This window comes from Stenotrophomonas sp. GD03958 (assembly GCF_029839005.1).
Lineage (GTDB): Bacteria > Pseudomonadota > Gammaproteobacteria > Xanthomonadales > Xanthomonadaceae > Stenotrophomonas > Stenotrophomonas hibiscicola.
The window spans coordinates 94,697-110,343 of record NZ_JAOBZT010000005.1; the positions used below are offsets into that span (position 1 = coordinate 94,697).

Here is a 15,647-nt window from a genome sequence, read left to right on the forward strand (position 1 = left end):
CATGGGCATGTTTGGCCGGGATCTTCATGAATTCCTGACCGAGGACGTGAAGGGTCTCATCACCCACGTCGTTACCGGGAAGGATCAGAAGCCCGAGGAGCAGATCGACAAGAGCTTGGCCTGGATGCAGGTTGCGCTGTCCAGCGTGGACGGAATCAAGATCCTGAATGACCCGGGGCTGCAGGAAGACAAGACACGAGCCATGTGGTTCATCGGCTTGGGTACGGGCGGTCTGGCTCGATGCTGTTGCTCTATGAGGTCGCGATGGCGTTGTTCATCGGTTTCGGCCCACTGTTCATCCTCTGTCTGTTGTTCGATCAGACCAAACAATTGTTCCAGCGATGGCTCTTCTACGGAATCGGGACCATGTTCTCGATGGCGGTGCTGTCGGCAATGGTGTCCATTGCATTGGATATGGTGATCCGTGTGTCTTCCTCGTTCTGGGCGACGGCGCTGGTGAACAGGTTCCTCCTTGACGGAGCTTCCAGCGACGGTATGACCAGTCAGGCGATGCAGCAGGGCGGCATGGGCCTCATTCTGACGACCTTGATTCTGACTGCGCCCCCAATGGCGGCCATGTTCTTCCAGGGCACCTTGGGTAGCTTCATGGCATATTCGCAGATAGGTGGCAGCCCGGTGGCACAGGCGCCGGGACCGAGCGGACAGCCGCCGGGTAGTTACAAGCCGGCAGCTCCAACCAATTCAGAGGAATCCGTGAGTAGCCAGAGCCTTACGATCCCGAAAATCGCGCCGGGTACTAGCAACTCGGTACATACGCCGGGGTCGCTTGGTAACGCCGCAGTTCGGTGAGCTATGTCACGGCAGTTGCTGAATGGGTAGGGTACTGGATGCAAGAGGTGAAAACGATGAAGCTGCTTTCTTTGCTCCTTTTCTTTGGGGTGCTGCTGGCTCCTGTGTCCGCACTTGCCGAAGGCGGTAGTTGTCCGCCAGGGTTCTACCCGATAGGAGGGCAAGGGGCCAGAGGCTGTGCTCCGATTCCTGGTGGCGACAGCGGTGGCTCGGATCAGCTGCCGCTACTTCCTCCAACGCCGACGGGGGAATGGTTAAGTACGTGGGGAGCAATCGCTGCGTCCGAAGCAACTTCTGAGGTAGGAATGGCCTCCGGAATGAATTCCGCAGAAGCCGCCGCTGCCGAGGCTGTGAGGCGCTGTGGTGGTGGAGGAGCCACGGACTGCAAGGTTACTGTCTCTTACTCAAATCAGTGCGTCGCGTGGTTGATTCCTTCTTCAGGTGGCTCGGGGGCTAAATCCGCAGTTGGTAAGGCTCCAAAGAAAAGGCAAGCGATCTCCTTGGCGGGTAAAGGTTGCGTAGATCCCAGTGGAAAGAAGTGCAGGGTCTTTTACGCAGACTGTTCTGAACCCGTTTTCCGTAAGTTCTAGCGATGCAAGTTCGTCGATTCTCTTAAGTCGATGATTGGTTGCGTCGGAGTCGCCTGGAGCTTGAAGGTGCATCCAGGGCTTGCGTAAATGGGCCGGAAATTCAGAGAGTTGGCTTGATGTCGATGCGTTGATTTAGATTCTTGCGCATTGTCAATCGTGGCCACTCTTTCGTAGTTTCCTGCGTTCTGCGGATTGGCGGAGCACGGGTGACTGTACCGGCTGCGAATGGCTAGCTGATAGTGGATTCTTCGGGATTTGGCTCTGGATGACAGGTGAAAAGCTTTCCTTCGGATGTTGGGGGATTTCGAACGTCATCAGGGGTTCGAAGGTCATGTATAGGTTCGCGGCGAGTCTAGCGGTAGTTCTAGCACTTACGTCCGACCTGGCTTGGGCGGAAGGAAGGTGTCCTCCAGGCCAGTATCCGATTGGCGGGCAGGGTGCCGGCGGATGCGCGCCAATACCTGCTGGTGGATCAGGAGCGGAAAGCCCGCGTCCAACGGGGCGGTGGATCAAGACTTGGGGAGCATTTGCCGCCTCGCCTTCCGGAATCGCAGGAGCGGCAAGTGGGTGGAGGAAGAAGGCGGATGCGGGAAGCGCGGCGGTGAGATCCTGCTCTGATGCAGGCGGTCGGGATTGCCAAGTGAAGTTCACCTATAAGAATCAATGCGCGACGGCGGCTGTTTCGAATGCGGGAGCCGGAGGGACTTTCTACTCTGCTGCAGCCACAAAGGAGGAGGCGGCAGGCCTATCCTTGGCGCAATGTCGTGCTGCTTCCAAACGGACATGTGAAGTTGTCATGTCCAATTGCACCGAGCCGGAGTTTGAGAAGTTTTGAATAATTGCCCGCATTTTTCTCATGATGCGGCGATAGAATGGCCCGCCGTTGAGCGGGCTGTTTCTTTTCTGCGCCCATCAAACTAAGAAGAACTCTACTCTTGATGTTGGGAGATTCTCGGTATGATCAGGCGTTCAGCAGCGACAAATTTGGCCGCAGCAATTGACGTGGCGGGTGCTGCGCTCACATCTGAGTAGGTCCGGGCAGCAGTAGCGCGACATGGGCTTGATCCTAGCGAACACTATCTGACTGTCGCCAATGGCGGCCATGTTCGTCTAGGGCGCCTCGGGCAGCTTCATGGCATATTTGCAGATGGGTGGCAGTGCAGTCGAATACGGGCAGGAGGCGCGATGTCTTGGAGGCTTACGCTTCTACGTAGTTGGCGGGTGATCCTGGGCCTTTTGTTCGCCGCAGTCTTCCAGTCGGCAGCGTTCGCGGAGGGCGGGTGTCCTCCGGGGCAGTATCCTATTGGCGGGCAAGGTGTCCAAGGATGCGCTCCGATCCCTGGGGCGGGTGACGGCTCGCTCAAGACGCCGCAGCCCGGAGGAAAGTGGATCAAAACGTGGGGCGCGATCTCTGTTTCTCCTGAGGGCGCGTCCGGAGTGTCTACCGGGAAGCGTAGTAAGTCTGAGGCAGAGGCAGAGGCTGTGATGCAATGCCGGCACTCAGGTGGTCGTGCCTGTCGAACTTCTTTTTCCTACGAGAATCAGTGCATTGCTGCGGTGGTCCCCAGTTCGGGTTCCGGCGGCACCAGCTTTGGTGGAAAGGCGACTGTTGATGAAGCAATTCAATTGGCAACTCGTCTTTGTATAAGGGATGGGGGTCAGGGATGCCACGTCGTGTACACCGCGTGCTCAGCTCCTGAGTATGTGCGGAAGTGAAGCGAGGATAGCGCCGCGCGAGCGCCCCGGTTGTTTCGTGGGGCCGGCCGTAGTGTTTTCAATTTTTTGGAAATTCTCATTGCGAATGACGGATCCCGAGCGCCGCAATGGTGCTTGTATTCGGGTGGGTTCGTTCACCTGATCCGTGTTCGCTGCACCCGTTCTGCTTGCGTCTGCACGAGCGTTAAGTGCCTGATCAGCGCTGCCGTCATCTCCAAGTAGGCATCCATTCACGTTAACCGCACTCTTTCTGTGATCAAGTGCGCTTTTCATCCCAAGCCCCCTTCGACGAGACCCGCCTCCTCGAAGTAAGCTGCGTGCGCGTCAAAATCCCGACGCGCCGGTGCCATCGAACGCAGGAGCTTTTCCGTCCATGAGGACTGTGTCCCCCCGCGGTGCGGGTGACGCTTGCCACCATCGCGGTTGCCGTGGGCTCGGGGCTATCATCCGCCATGGCGGCCGCCGGGCACGTGCGGGGCATCGCCCCGTTTCCGGCCTCCGCTCGGGAACTGGCAAGACGGGATTGAAGGAGTTGCAGGGGATGGAGAAGGGGAGTGGCACGCACATGGACAATGCCCTGGCGTTCGTTCCGTCCGGCGCGAACCTGCTGGAAGCTGTACGCGGCGATCTGACCGGCAATGGTTTCCAGGACCAGCTCCTGGTGATCGACCAACCTCCTCCGGAGGGCTTGTTGCCCGGCGAGCACGGACCGAACCGGGTCCTGCTGTTGCTGCTGGGCGATGCCACGGGCCGCTGGCAGCTGGCGGCACGCAACGACAAGCTGGTGCCGTGCTCAACGCGCGGTGGCATGGCCGGTGACCCCTTCGCCTACGTGACGATTGAAGACGGCGCGTTCAGCGTGATCACCAACGGCGGCAGCCGCGAACGCTGGAGCAGCGTCTACACCTTCCGGTATGCACCTGCCGAGCAGGCGTGCTGGGTGCATGGCGTGCAGCGCAAGGTGGTGGACACCGAAACCGAAGCGACCCACACGCGCGATTTCTCCGCGGCCGAGCTTGGCCGGGTGCGATTCGAGGATTTCGACCCTTCCGTCGTCGCCGACGTGAGCTTGCCCTGAATGCCATGCCTGTGAGGAGGCGGGAGTATCCAACGATGATCGAGCAGGAGTTTCACCGTGTCGCAGGATAGGGAGTCGTTGCTGTTGCGGCAGGCCACGGAGGCCGGCATGACTTCGTCCCGGGAACTGGCCAACTTCATGGCGCAGGCCGGGCATGAATCCCGTGGCTTGAGCCGTCTCAACGAGAGTTTCAACTTCACCCGGGGCATCTCGCAGATCCCGGTGGAAGCAGCGTGGCGCAATGGCAACGGTGCGCTGGAGAGCGCCCGTCAGGACGCGCTGCGTGGCCGCCCGGACAACCTGGCTGAGCTGATGTACGGCGGGCGCATGGGCAACGATGCCCCTGGCGACGCACTGAAGTATCACGGCCGCGGCTATCTGCCGCTGGTCGGCAAGGAGAACTATGAGCGTGCCGGCAAGGCGCTGGAACTGGACCTGGTGAATCACCCGGAACTGGCCGCGCAGCCCGAGCACGCAGGTCGCATTGCCGTGTGGCAGTGGCAGACGCGGGTGCCGGAGGCGGCACGCGAGGATGTGCGCGAAGCCACGCGTGCCCTGAATGGCGCGCTCAACGGCATCGAAGCCCGCCAGCAGCGTTTTGACGTGTGGCAACAGAAGCTGACCCCCGATGTGATGGCGCGCCTGGAGCGCTGCGAAGTGGGGGCGCCTGCCCAGCAGGCAACGGGACGCGACATGTCGCAACCGGGCGAGCCGGGATACACGCTGTTCTCGGGAGCGCGCCAGCACCTGCAGCAGATGGGGCCGCAAAGCGGTCTGCGCAGCGTGCAGGAACTGGACAATGCTGCCGGCGCACTGGCGCTGAGCGCGCAGAAGGCGGGGATGTCGCGCATCGATCATCTACTGGCCGGCAACGACGGCCGCACGTTGTTTGCCGTGCAGGGCGCGCTGGGTGACCCAGCCATGCTGCGCGCATCGGTCGATCGCGAACAGGCGGCGCAGCAGCCGCTGGCGCAGAGCAGCCAGCAGTTGGCCGCCAGCGTCGCCCAGCAGGACCCCGCGGCCGCGCTCGCCCGCGAGCAGGAGCAGCGCTCTCGATCCCTGTAGCACTTGATGCCGGCGGGCAGGGTGCCTGCAGGCGCTTTACGTACGACGCGTGGCGCCCTGTGGCGCCGACATGGAAACCCACCCGTAAGGACACCACATGCGAATCGTTACCTCGAATGCCCGGCACGCCGCGGCCCGCTGCAATGCATCCGTGCGCCGCCTGCCGCCGCTCTGGCTGCTGTCACTTGGACTTGCCGCAGCGTCGGCACAGGCTCAGGAGGCAGCGGCACCCGCCGTGGAGACGCCCCCCGCTGCAGATGCAATCGTTGAGGCGCCTGCAGGGGCGGCGCCCGTCGCAGCGCCCATGGCGGCCGACGCCGTTGTCGCGGCGCCGGCTCCCGAAGTACCGGCTGCCGTGACACCCCCTGCGACACCGGTGGTGGACACGCAGCCGGCGCCGGCTGCGGACCCGGCGCCGGCGCCCGTTGCGCCCGCAGCGGCGGCACCTGTGGCTGCACCGCCCGCCTCCGTCGAGCCAACCGTTCCCGCGGTAGCCCCCGCTCCGCCCGCATTGGCCATCGTGCCGTTGCCGCCAGAGCAGGCGACCGAGCGGGCGCTCGGTGCCCGCTGCCCGGTGGATCTGGCCGGGCGGCTGGCGACCCAGGGCGACCTGCTGATTGGCGCCTGCCAGGGCACCATGCCGGCGCATCTGGCAGCGTTGCTGGTCGCGCTGCCCGTGCAGGACATCCACCTGCCGCGCAGCTGGCGCGAGCGTGAGGTGCGACAGAAGGCATGGTTCAAGGCGGTGCCGGGCTATGGCCAGCGCCCGGACTTCATCGTGCGGATGGGCGACATCTGGGTGCGTTCGCTGGAAGGGCGCGACGCCGACAGCACGTTCTATCTGGTGTCGGCGCCGTTCACCTGCAGCGACCAGGTCGCCAACCGTGATGAGTACGGCGCGGAGCCGGTCCGCGTACCAGCGGGTGATTGCCCCGAGGCCTATGTGGCCCAGCGTGTGTACCAGGTCCGCGGGGACGCGCCGCCGGGGGATGTGACCGCCGATGCCATGCCGGCCATGCCGCCGGTGACGGACGCCGACCGTGCGCGACAGCTGTCGCGTGAGGGACGTGTCATCCTGGACCATAGCAAGTTGCAGTACGGCCCGGCCATGCGCTGGTTCGTGCAGTACCCGGAGTCTGCGCAGAAGGGCGGTCCGCGCGCCTACGGTGACTGGAACCGCGAGCACATCGCGTTCGTGGTCTGGACTGGGGATCGCTTCGAGCTGCGTGAGAAGGTCGCACGCGCCCTGTGGCCCTGTGATCCGGTGGCACCCGGCGATCGTGCCTGCGGCGGATTCCCGGATTCGGGCCCGGATCCGTTCGTGACTGCCGGAGTAGGCGTGCCAGTGGCGGCCTCCAGCCCTTGAGCCGGAGTGCCGAAGGGTGCGGGAGCCGGGGTGAGTGGCTCCCGCGCCGCCATCAGGCCTGCAGGCTGCGGGTCTGGTTCCGCTGCTGTTCCAGCTGCTGGTCGCGCTCCAGCGCAACGCGCTGGTCGGCGGCCTGCTGGTCGATGCGCTGGCTGCTCTGTTCCAGCGGGGTGTTCATCGCCACTGCCGTATCCACCGACACACGAAGGTGGGCGGGGTCACCGCCCTGGCCCTGCACGGCGAAGCTGCGCGAGGCATCGGCATTCATGACCACTTCGTCGATGCGCTTGCCGCCTGCTGCGTGCATTTCGGCGGCCAGACTGCCTGCCAGTTGCGTGCTCATCACGTCTGGTACCCGGCCGACGCGGACATCCTGCGCGTGCACGCCACGGATCGCGTCGTTGAACAGTGGGTTGCCCACATGGTTGGCATCGTCCATTCGCAGCATGCTGGTGTGATGGCCGTTCTTCTCCGCTTCGCGGCGTGCCGGCTCACCGGGCTGCAGCGGGCCGCGGATGTGGTCGTACAGGTCGACGGCGCCGCCCGGAATGCCCCGCGCCGCGCGGGTGACACCACGGCGCAGTAATTCAACGTCGTCGCGGTATTCCTCGATCATCCTGGCGTTGTCTTTTGCCAGCTTCTGCGTTTCCGGGTGCTGCAGCACCGAGCCGTCACCGAGGAAGTTGCCCAGCTTGTGCGCGCCGAACGAGCTGCCTGCGGCGATGATCGGCCGGTCGGGGATAAGGGCGCGCAACGAGTGATTGCTGAAACCGTTCGCGGCGAGCGTGCTGATTTCATTCGGCCTGGCGTAGATCCGCACCTGGCCGAAATGTGGCGACGCCGCGCTGACCGGATCGGAGGCCATGACATGGTTGATCATGGTGTTGCCACCTTCCGGGATGCGGTAGCTGAGGCTGACCGCGCCATAGGCGTTGAAGGTCTCGCCCTTGACGTTGAAGTGGTGCGAGGTGATCTGGGCCAGAGCGCCGCCGAGGGAGTGGCCGGTGACGGTGACCTCAGGCGGACGTTGGCCGAGATCCTGCCCCTCCTTCTTGGCGTAAGCCAGGGCGCGTTGGGTCAGCGCGATTGCGTCTGGCGCCTGCACATTGGTACGGGCAACGACCATGCCACCATCGGTCAGAATCGCATCGCGTGCGATTTGTTCGGTTCCGCGATGTGCGACGACAATTTCATTGGTGTCGACTCGCTGGTAGATCGTTCCCTGATAACCGTTCAGCCGATTGTCAACGTGCTCGAGGATCTTGTACTTGTGCCCGTTGATCGGAACGATTTCTTCTTGACCAGGCGCTCGACGACCGACCGCATAATCCTTGTATGCATCTTCGGATAGCGCAGCGTAGTCTTGGCTGTTGAGGCTCATTGGCGGACCTCGCTGGCTTCAAGCGAAGCGGAGAACAGCGCATTCCGCAGTTCAGGGCGGAACTTTGTCGGATCCTTTTGGCCACTTGCACCGTAGTCCGGAATCTCGCTGACTCGGGGATAGTCGGCTCGCGGATAGTGGCGGATCTCGACTTGGCCTTCGATAAGCGGCGAAGCTTCAATGAATGACAGGAAGCGCGTCTCGCCTTCGGCACCCGTCGCCTTCAACATCGCCCCAGCACCAGTGAACTCCCAGTGGCACACGCCGCGGCCGTAGTAGTCTTCATCCAGCATGCGGTCCACATACAGCGTGCCCCGGTACTCACCATCGGCGACCTTGCGCAGTTCCACCGGTTCCTGGCTGGTGATGCGTGCAGCTGTGCCGGTGGCCGGCTCGATATAGCCGCACTGGTCTTCGTTGGTGACGTCGTACTGCGCGACGGCTTCGACCACCGCGAAATCGCCGGGGGCGTCCTTCAGTCGCAGCACCAGTTCATAGGCCTTGCGCGGGCTGGGGTTGAGCTTGGCGAGGCCGCGCCCACCCTGGGCGACATCGGCTTCAGCAGCGGCACGTTCCTGGTTCATGGCGGTCTCCGGATGGCAGGCGGTCAACAGAAGCAGAGCAAGGCACGGAATCATCTTGTGGCGCAATGTCGGCCTCCTGGTGTGTAGGGGGAAATGTGGCACTGGCAGCTCATGGCGCGAGCGTCCGCACAGTGCTTGTGGTCGAGAACAGCGCGTCGCGCAGATCTTCGCTATACCCCGACGGATCTTCCTCGCCACTGGCGCCGAAGTTGGCGACGGTGGTGGCGCGCGGATAGATAAGTGTCGGGTAATAGAGCGTCAGAGGTGAATCCCTCTCCATGCGTTTCCTGTCGATGAACGTCAGGAATCGCGTATCCGCCTCGCCGTTCGTAGCGCGCAACATCGCACCGACGCCCTTCAGCGACCAATGGCAGGCACCGCGCCCGTAGTAGTCCTCATCCAGCATGCGGTCCAGGTAGAACGTACCGCGGTACTCGTTCTCGCTGACCTTGTGCAAGGTGACGGGCTCTTGGCTGGTGATGCGGCTCGCAGTGCCTGTGGCAGGCAGTATCCGCCCGCAGTCTTCGTAGTTGCTGACGTCGTACTGGGCCACGCCCTCCACGATCACGAACGGGCCCGGCGCGTCCTTCAGTGTCAGCACCAGTTCGTAGGCCTGCTTCGGTGCCGGGTTGAGTTTGGCCAGGCCGCGTCCACCTGCGGCGACGTCACGCTCGGCATCGGCGTAGGGCGAACATGCCGCAAGCGGGACGAGGGCGAGCAATGCCAGCAGCGGCCGTCCCCTTGGTTCGGGGCGAACTACACCCATGGCGCGATCCTGCATCGTGCGTCCGTGTCCATCTATCCTTCCTGGGTGGCAGGTATCTCGATTATGGAACGTGCCGGGAGCGCTGTGCCACCCTTGGAGACGGATTTTTGACGCGCTGGGGAGGCATTGCCCGGGCGGATCGCTTGCCGCACAAGGCTCGCGATCGTCACGGTGGCATTGCTGCCGGGGGCATCTCTGCGGCTGAATCCGTGACTGAAATCAATCATTCACATGTCCATCACTTTATAGAAGGCGCTTTCCTTGAACTGCATGATCCGCCCTGAAAACCGCGAAGACCGTGCTGTCATCCACGCAATCACCGAGGCAGCCTTCCGCGAAGCCCCGCACAGCAGCCATACCGAGCAGTTCATTGTGGATGCACTGCGTTCGCGTGGAGAGCTGAGTCTCTCGCTGGTCGCCGAGAAGGACGGGCAGGTCGTCGGGCATGTTGCCTTGTCGCCGGTGACGATCAGCGATGGCAGCACCGGCTGGTTTGGCCTGGGGCCAATTTCGGTGCTGCCCGGATGGCAGGGGCAGGGTGTTGGCGCGGCGCTGATGCACGCGGCGCTTGATGCATTGCGTGAGCAGGGGGCGCGGGGCTGCGTATTGCTGGGAGAACCCGCGTACTACGGTCGATTCGGATTCCGCGCCGAGCCGGGCCTGGTGCTGCCGGGTGTGCCACCAGAGTACTTCCAGGCGCTGTGCCTGCGGCCACCGATGGCGCAGGGAGAGGTGAGCTATTCCACGGCCTTTGAAGCCGCCGCCTGAGCGTGCGGAAGGTCAGGGCGCACGCCAGACGGTAGGCTCGGGTTGCGGCTTGGGAATGCGGTAGCCGCCGATGTGTTCAAGCAGTTCATTGGTGCGACGCTGCTCGGCCAACAGCTCACGCAGCAGATCGCGCACCGCGAAGATCGCGAACGGCACCAGGATCCATACCAGGCTGATTCCCAGTGCGAACAGGGTCAGCAGGGCTCTGCCACCATCCATGCACGGCACTCCTCTCCGAAAGCAGCCACGCTAGCACGTGGCTGCTGCCGAGGGATGTCAGCCGTTGTGCCGGAGATGGATCAGGGGATACGGACGGCCCTGCGAATCAAGCGGTGAGCGGCCGGTTTCGACGAAGCCCATGCGCTGGTAGAAGCCGACGGCCTGCGCGTTCTGTTCGTTGACGTCGGTACTCAGCTGCGGATGCAGGGCCAGCGCGTGCTGCAGCAACTGCCGGCCGATACCGGTGCCGCGTACGTCCGGATCGATGAACAGCGCTTCCATGTGCGTGCCGTCGATCAGCATGAAGCCAAGGGGGCGGTCCTGAGCGTCGACGGCCACGGTCATCGGAGCCTGCGGCAGGAAGCCGGCGACTTCGGCATCGATGGCCTGGCGGTCGTCGGCGCTGAGGAAGTTGTGGGTGGCGTCGACGGCGCGGCGCCAGAGGTCGACGAGGGCGGCGCCGTCGTCGGCGCGCGAGGGACGGAGGGTGGTCATGGGTTCACCAAGGTGCTTGCAAAGAGCGCGTAGTATGGCGCGTCCCGACCCAGCGCGCAGGCGTGGATTCATCCGGTGTTGCGATGGCGGATGAAGGGGCTGTAGGCAGTGGTCTCCGCGCGCAGCACCACGCCATCCTCGAAATCGCCGCTGTCGTTGAAGGGCACGGTGGGCCACCGCGGCCATTGCGCCAGGCGTTCGCGGTAGTAGTGGGTTGCTGCAGCCAATGCCTCGTCGTGTGCCTGCACGTGCTCCGCTGCCAGCCCGGAACGCACGCCATGCACCAGATGCGGCTCCAGCACGTCGAAGCCGACGTAGCGCAGGCTGTACATCAAGGGCCACAGCAACAACCGGGTATCTCCCTCGCGGCCGTCGACGGCGCAGGCCCGTGCCGATGAGCCGGTGGTGACGCTCAGCAACGCACGCTTGCCGCGCATCGCGCCGTGCTCGTGGCGCAGGCGGCTGTTGTACATCGGCCCGTAAACCAGCACGCGATCCAGCCAGCCCTTGAGGATTGCCGGCGGCGCGAACCACCACAGCGGGAACTGCAGGATGACCAGATCCGCGGCCTGCAGCAGCTGCAGATGGCGCTGCACATCGGCGGGCAGCCGACCCTGTTCGGCGCCGTGGCGTTGTTCGCGCTGGGCATCGAAACGGCCGGGCTCCAGGCGACTTGAATGATGGTGGGCCGCTTCCAGCGGATCGAAGCCCTCTGCATACAGGTCGACCACGTCCACCTCCAGCGCGTCATGCCGCAGCTGCTCCGCGGCCTGCGCGGCCAGGTGGGCGTTGAAGGAGCGGGGTTCGGGATGGGCAAGCAGGATCAGGGCGCGCATGGGGCGAGGTGTTCGAGGAGTGTGCGACCATCCTCGCGGCGCCGGTATGCCCCGGCAATTACGCACCTTGAGGTAACCATGGCCTATCCGGGCGATGTCTATGCCGCCGATTGCTCGGCACGCGATGCGCTGGCGCTGATCTCCGGCAAGTGGGTGATGCTGCTGTTGCCGGCGCTGGCGCAGGGCCCGCAACGCAATGGCGCGCTGCTGAGGAAGATCGAAGGCATCTCGCAGAAGGTGTTGACCCAGACCCTGCGGCAGCTGGAGCGCAACGGCCTGGTCGAGCGGTGTGAGCGGGGCAGCAAGCCACTGCATGTGGAATACCGGCTGACCGAGGTCGCACGTGGACTGGTTGACACGCTGTCCGCCCTGGACCGTTGGGCCGAGCACAATTTCCCGGCGCTGGACGCCGCCCGCGAGCGCTTCGACGCGCGTTAGCGGCGCCTGCACGGCCGCGGGCGTACAATGCGGCCCCGGCGGCCATCCTGGCCCTGCAGACACGCGAGAACCGCCATGACCGATGCCCTGGGTGTACCGGTGCACGACGCCGATGAACACTGGATGCGCCATGCGCTGGCGCTGGCCGAGCGTGCGCAGCGCGAGTTCGACGAGATTCCGGTCGGTGCGGTACTGGTGGGCGCCGATGGCCAGCTGCTGGGCGAGGGCTGGAACCTCAACATCGCCTCGCACGATCCCAGTGCGCATGCCGAGATCGTGGCCATGCGTGCCGGCGGCACGCGGCTGGCCAATCATCGGCTGCTCGGCAGCACCCTGTACGTGACCCTGGAACCGTGCGCGATGTGCGCGATGGCCATCGTGCATGCACGCGTTGCCCGCCTGGTCTACGGCGCCAGCGACCCCAAGACCGGCGCCTGCGGCAGCGTGTTCGACCTGCTGGGCGATGCCCGCCACAACCACCGGGTGGAGATCCACGGTGGGGTGCTGGCCAAGGAGGCCAGCATGCGCCTGACCAATTATTTCCGTGCCAAACGTGGCAAGCCGCCGCTGCTGCTGGAAGACCACGCCGGCGAGGGCTGAGGGGCGAACGGGTATGATGGGCGCCTCTTTCCTTCACCGGTAGGCCGCGCGCCTGCCCAGCAACGAGGCGACACATGGCGGACAACGGCGCGGCCAACGAGCGACTGATCTGGATCGACCTGGAAATGACCGGGTTGGATACCGACAACGATTCGATCATCGAGATCGCCACCGTGGTCACCGATGCCCAGCTGAACGTGCTGGCCGAAGGGCCGGAATTCGCCATCCACCATCCGCTGGAAACGCTGGAAGCGATGGATGAGTGGAACCGCAACCAGCACCGCCGCTCGGGCCTGTGGCAGCGCGTGGTGGACAGCACCACCACCCTGGGCCAGGCCGAGGCGCAGACGGTGAACTTCCTGGCGCAGTGGATCCCGGCCGGCCTTTCGCCGATGTGCGGCAACTCGATCTGCCAGGACCGCCGCTTCCTGCACCGCCAGATGCCGCGCCTGGAGAAGTACTTCCACTACCGCAACCTGGACGTGTCCACGGTGAAGGAGCTGGCCAAGCGCTGGGCGCCGAGCGTGGCCGCCGGCGTCGGCAAGAACAGCAACCATACCGCGCTGAGCGATGTACACGATTCAATCGCCGAGCTGCGTCACTACCGCCAGTTCATGGGCGCGCTGTCGGGCCTGCCGGCTGCCTGAACGACGCCGTCGGGCATGGCCCGGCGCTACCGGGTGACACACCAACGGGTAGTGCCGGCCGCTGGCCGGCAAGGCGCGGAGGTCGGATCCCTTTGCTGCGGAAAGGGCTCTGACCCCTCTGTCGTACCCCGCGACGAACCGTTCAACTTCCGGGCGCTAAGATCCGCGCCATGAACGAGCCGATCCTGCTCCCCCGCGACATCGCCCATGACGCCCGCGACTGGTCCGACCTGCAGCGCGCGGTGGCCCTGCTGGAAGCGCCGACCCTGACCGCGCGCATGGCCAACCTGGTCGGCACGCCGCTGGAGTTCGCGGTGAAGGCGCTGCCCAGCTCGGTCTCCAACCGCATCCACGGCGCCGTGCAGGCGGCGCTGAGCAAATCGGCACAGGCCGCGCTGTGGAGCATGGACAACACCCCCGGCAAGGGGGCGTCCACCCGCTGGCACAAACTGGCGGCGGCCACCTCGGGCGCGGTCGGTGGGGCCTTCGGCTTCGCGGCCTTGTTCATCGAGCTGCCGGTGTCGACCACCATCATGATGCGTGCGGTGGCCGACGTGGCCCGCAGCGAGGGCTTCGACCTGTCCGAGTTCAGCACCCGCCAGGCGTGCCTGGAGGTGTTCGCGTTGGGCGGCAACTCGCCGCGCGATGATGCCAGCGAGACCGGCTACTACCTGGCCCGCGGCTTCACCACGGATGTGATGCGCCACCTGTCGGCCGAGCTGGCCGGGCGCGTGGTGACCGGCCGCGACCTGACCCTGGGCGTGGCGCCAAAGGAAGCTGGCAAGCTGCTGGCGAAGATGGTGGAAAAGGTGGCGGCGCGCTTCGGCGTGGTGGTTACCGAGAAATTCGCCGCACAGGCGGTGCCGATCGTCGGTGCTGCCGCCGGTGCAACGCTGAATACCATGTTCACCGACTACTACCAGGACATGGCGCGCGGCCACTTCATCGTGCGCCGGCTCGAGCTGAAGTACGGGGAAGATGTGGTGCGCGCCTGCTATGACCGCGTGGCGCATGGCGCGGTAAGGATCGAGCCAAGGCTGGAGTAGATCCACGCCATGCGTGGACGAGCCCTCGTACCGGTTGATCCTTGCCGTGGGGGAACAACTGTTTTGCCAGTGCATGCCTGTTGCCTGGCAGCCGGCATCCCCATCCTTTGCGGCACTCCCCCCGAAAGAGATTGCCGCCATGATGTTCACCCCCCACCGCCTGGGCGCGCTGACGCTGCCCAACCGCATCGTGATGCCGCCGATGACCCGCTCGCGCGCCGCCGATGGGAACGTGCCCACTGCAGAAATGGCCACGTATTACGCGCAGCGCGCCAGCGCCGGCCTGATCGTCAGTGAAGGCACCCAGATCAGTCCCCAGGGCCAGGGCTATGCCTGGACCCCGGGCATCCATAGCCCGGACCAGGTGAAGGGCTGGCGCCGGGTGACCGATGCCGTGCACGCTGCCGGCGGTCGCATCTACGCCCAGCTGTGGCACGTCGGCCGGGTCTCGCATGTGGCGCTGCAGCCGGGCGGCGCCGCTCCAGTGTCCTCGTCGGCGTTGTTGGCGGAAGGCGTGAAGGTGTTCGTCGACCCGACCGGGGCAGGTCCCGAAACCGGGGTGGGCGAAATGATCCAGCATTCGATGCCACGCGCGCTGCGCGAAGACGAGATTCCGGGCATCGTCGCCGACTACGCCCATGCGGCACGCAACGCGCTGGACGCAGGCTTCGATGGCGTAGAGTTGCACGGTGCCAATGGCTACCTGATCAACCAGTTCATCGACTCGCAGGCCAACCAGCGCACCGATGGCTATGGCGGCGCGTTGCAGAACCGCCTGCGGTTCCTGCGCGAGGTGGTGCAGGCGGTGGTTGCGGTGGTCGGTGGTGATCGCGTCGGCGTGCGCTTGGCGCCACTGACCACGTTGCAGGGCGCGGTGGACGATACGCCGCAGGCGACCTATCTGGCGGCAGCCCACCTGTTGGGCGAACTGGAGGTGGGTTACCTGCACATCGCCGAGGCCGACTGGGATGATGCACCGTTGATGCCGGTGGCGTTCAAGCAGGCGTTGCGCATGGTCTATCCGGGCACGCTGATCTACGCCGGCAAGTACACCGCCGAGCGTGCCGAGCAGGCACTGGCCGAAGGCTGGGCTGACCTGATTGGCTTCGGCCGGCCGTTCATCGCCAACCCGGATCTGCCTGAGCGCCTGCGGCTGGGGGCGGAACTGAATCCGCCGGATCGTGCGACGTTCTTCGGTGGCGGAGCGGTCGGCTTCACCGATTACCCGACGTTGGAAGAGAG

General features: G+C 64.7%; 18 protein-coding genes and 1 pseudogene. 13 read left to right on the forward strand and 6 right to left on the reverse strand.

Annotated features, from left to right (window positions below; genetic code table 11):
- Position 1 precedes the first annotated feature (1 nt).
- From N5C25_RS03025 to N5C25_RS03055, 7 genes and pseudogenes are all read left to right on the forward strand, one after another.
- Positions 2-810, forward strand: a pseudogene (locus tag N5C25_RS03025) (type IV secretion system protein).
- A 56-nt stretch (positions 811-866) separates the two neighbouring features.
- The gene (locus tag N5C25_RS03030) at positions 867-1,400 is read left to right on the forward strand and encodes a DUF4189 domain-containing protein (RefSeq protein WP_154081328.1); all 534 of its coding nucleotides are present in this window, start codon (positions 867-869) and stop codon (positions 1,398-1,400) included.
- A gap of 331 nt (positions 1,401-1,731) precedes the next feature.
- Positions 1,732-2,235, forward strand: coding sequence for a DUF4189 domain-containing protein (locus N5C25_RS03035; protein WP_279936392.1), 504 nt, complete (start codon positions 1,732-1,734; stop codon positions 2,233-2,235).
- Between the two features lie 350 nt (positions 2,236-2,585).
- The gene (locus N5C25_RS03040; RefSeq protein ID WP_279936380.1) at positions 2,586-3,116 is read left to right on the forward strand and encodes a DUF4189 domain-containing protein; all 531 of its coding nucleotides are present in this window, start codon (positions 2,586-2,588) and stop codon (positions 3,114-3,116) included.
- 541 nt (positions 3,117-3,657) lie between these two features.
- A complete protein-coding gene (locus tag N5C25_RS03045; protein ID WP_019660284.1) occupies positions 3,658-4,194 on the forward strand; it encodes a hypothetical protein in 537 nt (178 codons plus the stop codon).
- A gap of 57 nt (positions 4,195-4,251) precedes the next feature.
- Positions 4,252-5,259, forward strand: coding sequence for an XVIPCD domain-containing protein (locus N5C25_RS03050; protein ID WP_345781907.1), 1,008 nt, complete (start codon positions 4,252-4,254; stop codon positions 5,257-5,259).
- A gap of 520 nt (positions 5,260-5,779) precedes the next feature.
- On the forward strand, positions 5,780-6,625 hold the full coding sequence (locus N5C25_RS03055) for a hypothetical protein (RefSeq protein ID WP_279936382.1): 846 nt from the start codon (positions 5,780-5,782) through the stop codon (positions 6,623-6,625).
- A gap of 52 nt (positions 6,626-6,677) precedes the next feature.
- Here the strand turns inward: N5C25_RS03055 and N5C25_RS03060 are convergent, their stop codons facing one another.
- The 3 genes from N5C25_RS03060 to N5C25_RS03070 are packed head-to-tail and all read right to left on the reverse strand — an operon-like array spanning position 6,678 to position 9,371.
- Positions 6,678-8,006 (reverse strand): XVIPCD domain-containing protein, encoded by a 1,329-nt coding sequence (locus tag N5C25_RS03060; RefSeq protein WP_279936383.1) that lies wholly within the window; start codon positions 8,004-8,006, stop codon positions 6,678-6,680.
- Positions 8,003-8,656, reverse strand: coding sequence for a hypothetical protein (locus N5C25_RS03065; RefSeq protein ID WP_279936384.1), 654 nt, complete (start codon positions 8,654-8,656; stop codon positions 8,003-8,005). The genes N5C25_RS03060 and N5C25_RS03065 overlap by 4 nt, the downstream gene beginning before the upstream one ends.
- 43 nt (positions 8,657-8,699) lie before the next feature.
- Positions 8,700-9,371 carry a hypothetical protein gene (locus N5C25_RS03070; RefSeq protein ID WP_279936385.1) on the reverse strand — a complete coding sequence of 224 codons (672 nt, stop codon included), beginning with the start codon at positions 9,369-9,371 and terminating at the stop codon, positions 8,700-8,702.
- Between the two features lie 246 nt (positions 9,372-9,617).
- Here N5C25_RS03070 and N5C25_RS03075 point away from each other — a divergent pair, with 246 nt between their 5' ends.
- On the forward strand, positions 9,618-10,124 hold the full coding sequence (locus tag N5C25_RS03075; protein ID WP_279936386.1) for an N-acetyltransferase: 507 nt from the start codon (positions 9,618-9,620) through the stop codon (positions 10,122-10,124).
- A gap of 12 nt (positions 10,125-10,136) precedes the next feature.
- On the opposite strand, the gene N5C25_RS03080 is transcribed toward N5C25_RS03075, so the two are convergent.
- The 3 genes from N5C25_RS03080 to N5C25_RS03090 form a co-directional block, all read right to left on the reverse strand.
- A complete protein-coding gene (locus N5C25_RS03080; RefSeq protein WP_279936387.1) occupies positions 10,137-10,343 on the reverse strand; it encodes a hypothetical protein in 207 nt (68 codons plus the stop codon).
- Positions 10,344-10,400: 57 nt separating this feature from the next.
- Positions 10,401-10,838, reverse strand: coding sequence for an acetyltransferase (locus N5C25_RS03085; RefSeq protein WP_279936388.1), 438 nt, complete (start codon positions 10,836-10,838; stop codon positions 10,401-10,403).
- Positions 10,839-10,906: 68 nt separating this feature from the next.
- On the reverse strand, positions 10,907-11,674 hold the full coding sequence (locus N5C25_RS03090) for an NAD(P)H-dependent oxidoreductase (RefSeq protein WP_279936389.1): 768 nt from the start codon (positions 11,672-11,674) through the stop codon (positions 10,907-10,909).
- Positions 11,675-11,752: 78 nt separating this feature from the next.
- Here N5C25_RS03090 and N5C25_RS03095 point away from each other — a divergent pair, with 78 nt between their 5' ends.
- The 5 genes from N5C25_RS03095 to N5C25_RS03115 form a co-directional block, all read left to right on the forward strand.
- A complete protein-coding gene (locus tag N5C25_RS03095) occupies positions 11,753-12,112 on the forward strand; it encodes a helix-turn-helix domain-containing protein (protein WP_032961582.1) in 360 nt (119 codons plus the stop codon).
- Between the two features lie 75 nt (positions 12,113-12,187).
- Positions 12,188-12,712: a tRNA adenosine(34) deaminase TadA gene (gene tadA, locus N5C25_RS03100; protein ID WP_005417177.1), complete on the forward strand. Its 525-nt coding sequence runs from the start codon at positions 12,188-12,190 to the stop codon at positions 12,710-12,712.
- Positions 12,713-12,786: 74 nt separating this feature from the next.
- On the forward strand, positions 12,787-13,359 hold the full coding sequence (gene orn, locus N5C25_RS03105; RefSeq protein ID WP_019660274.1) for an oligoribonuclease: 573 nt from the start codon (positions 12,787-12,789) through the stop codon (positions 13,357-13,359).
- 170 nt (positions 13,360-13,529) lie between these two features.
- Entirely contained in the window at positions 13,530-14,405 is an 876-nt protein-coding gene (locus N5C25_RS03110) for an EcsC family protein (RefSeq protein ID WP_251101766.1), read from the forward strand.
- 139 nt (positions 14,406-14,544) lie between these two features.
- Positions 14,545-15,647, forward strand: a 1,103-nt coding sequence (locus N5C25_RS03115; RefSeq protein ID WP_279936390.1) for an alkene reductase, incomplete at its 3' end; no start/stop codon positions are given.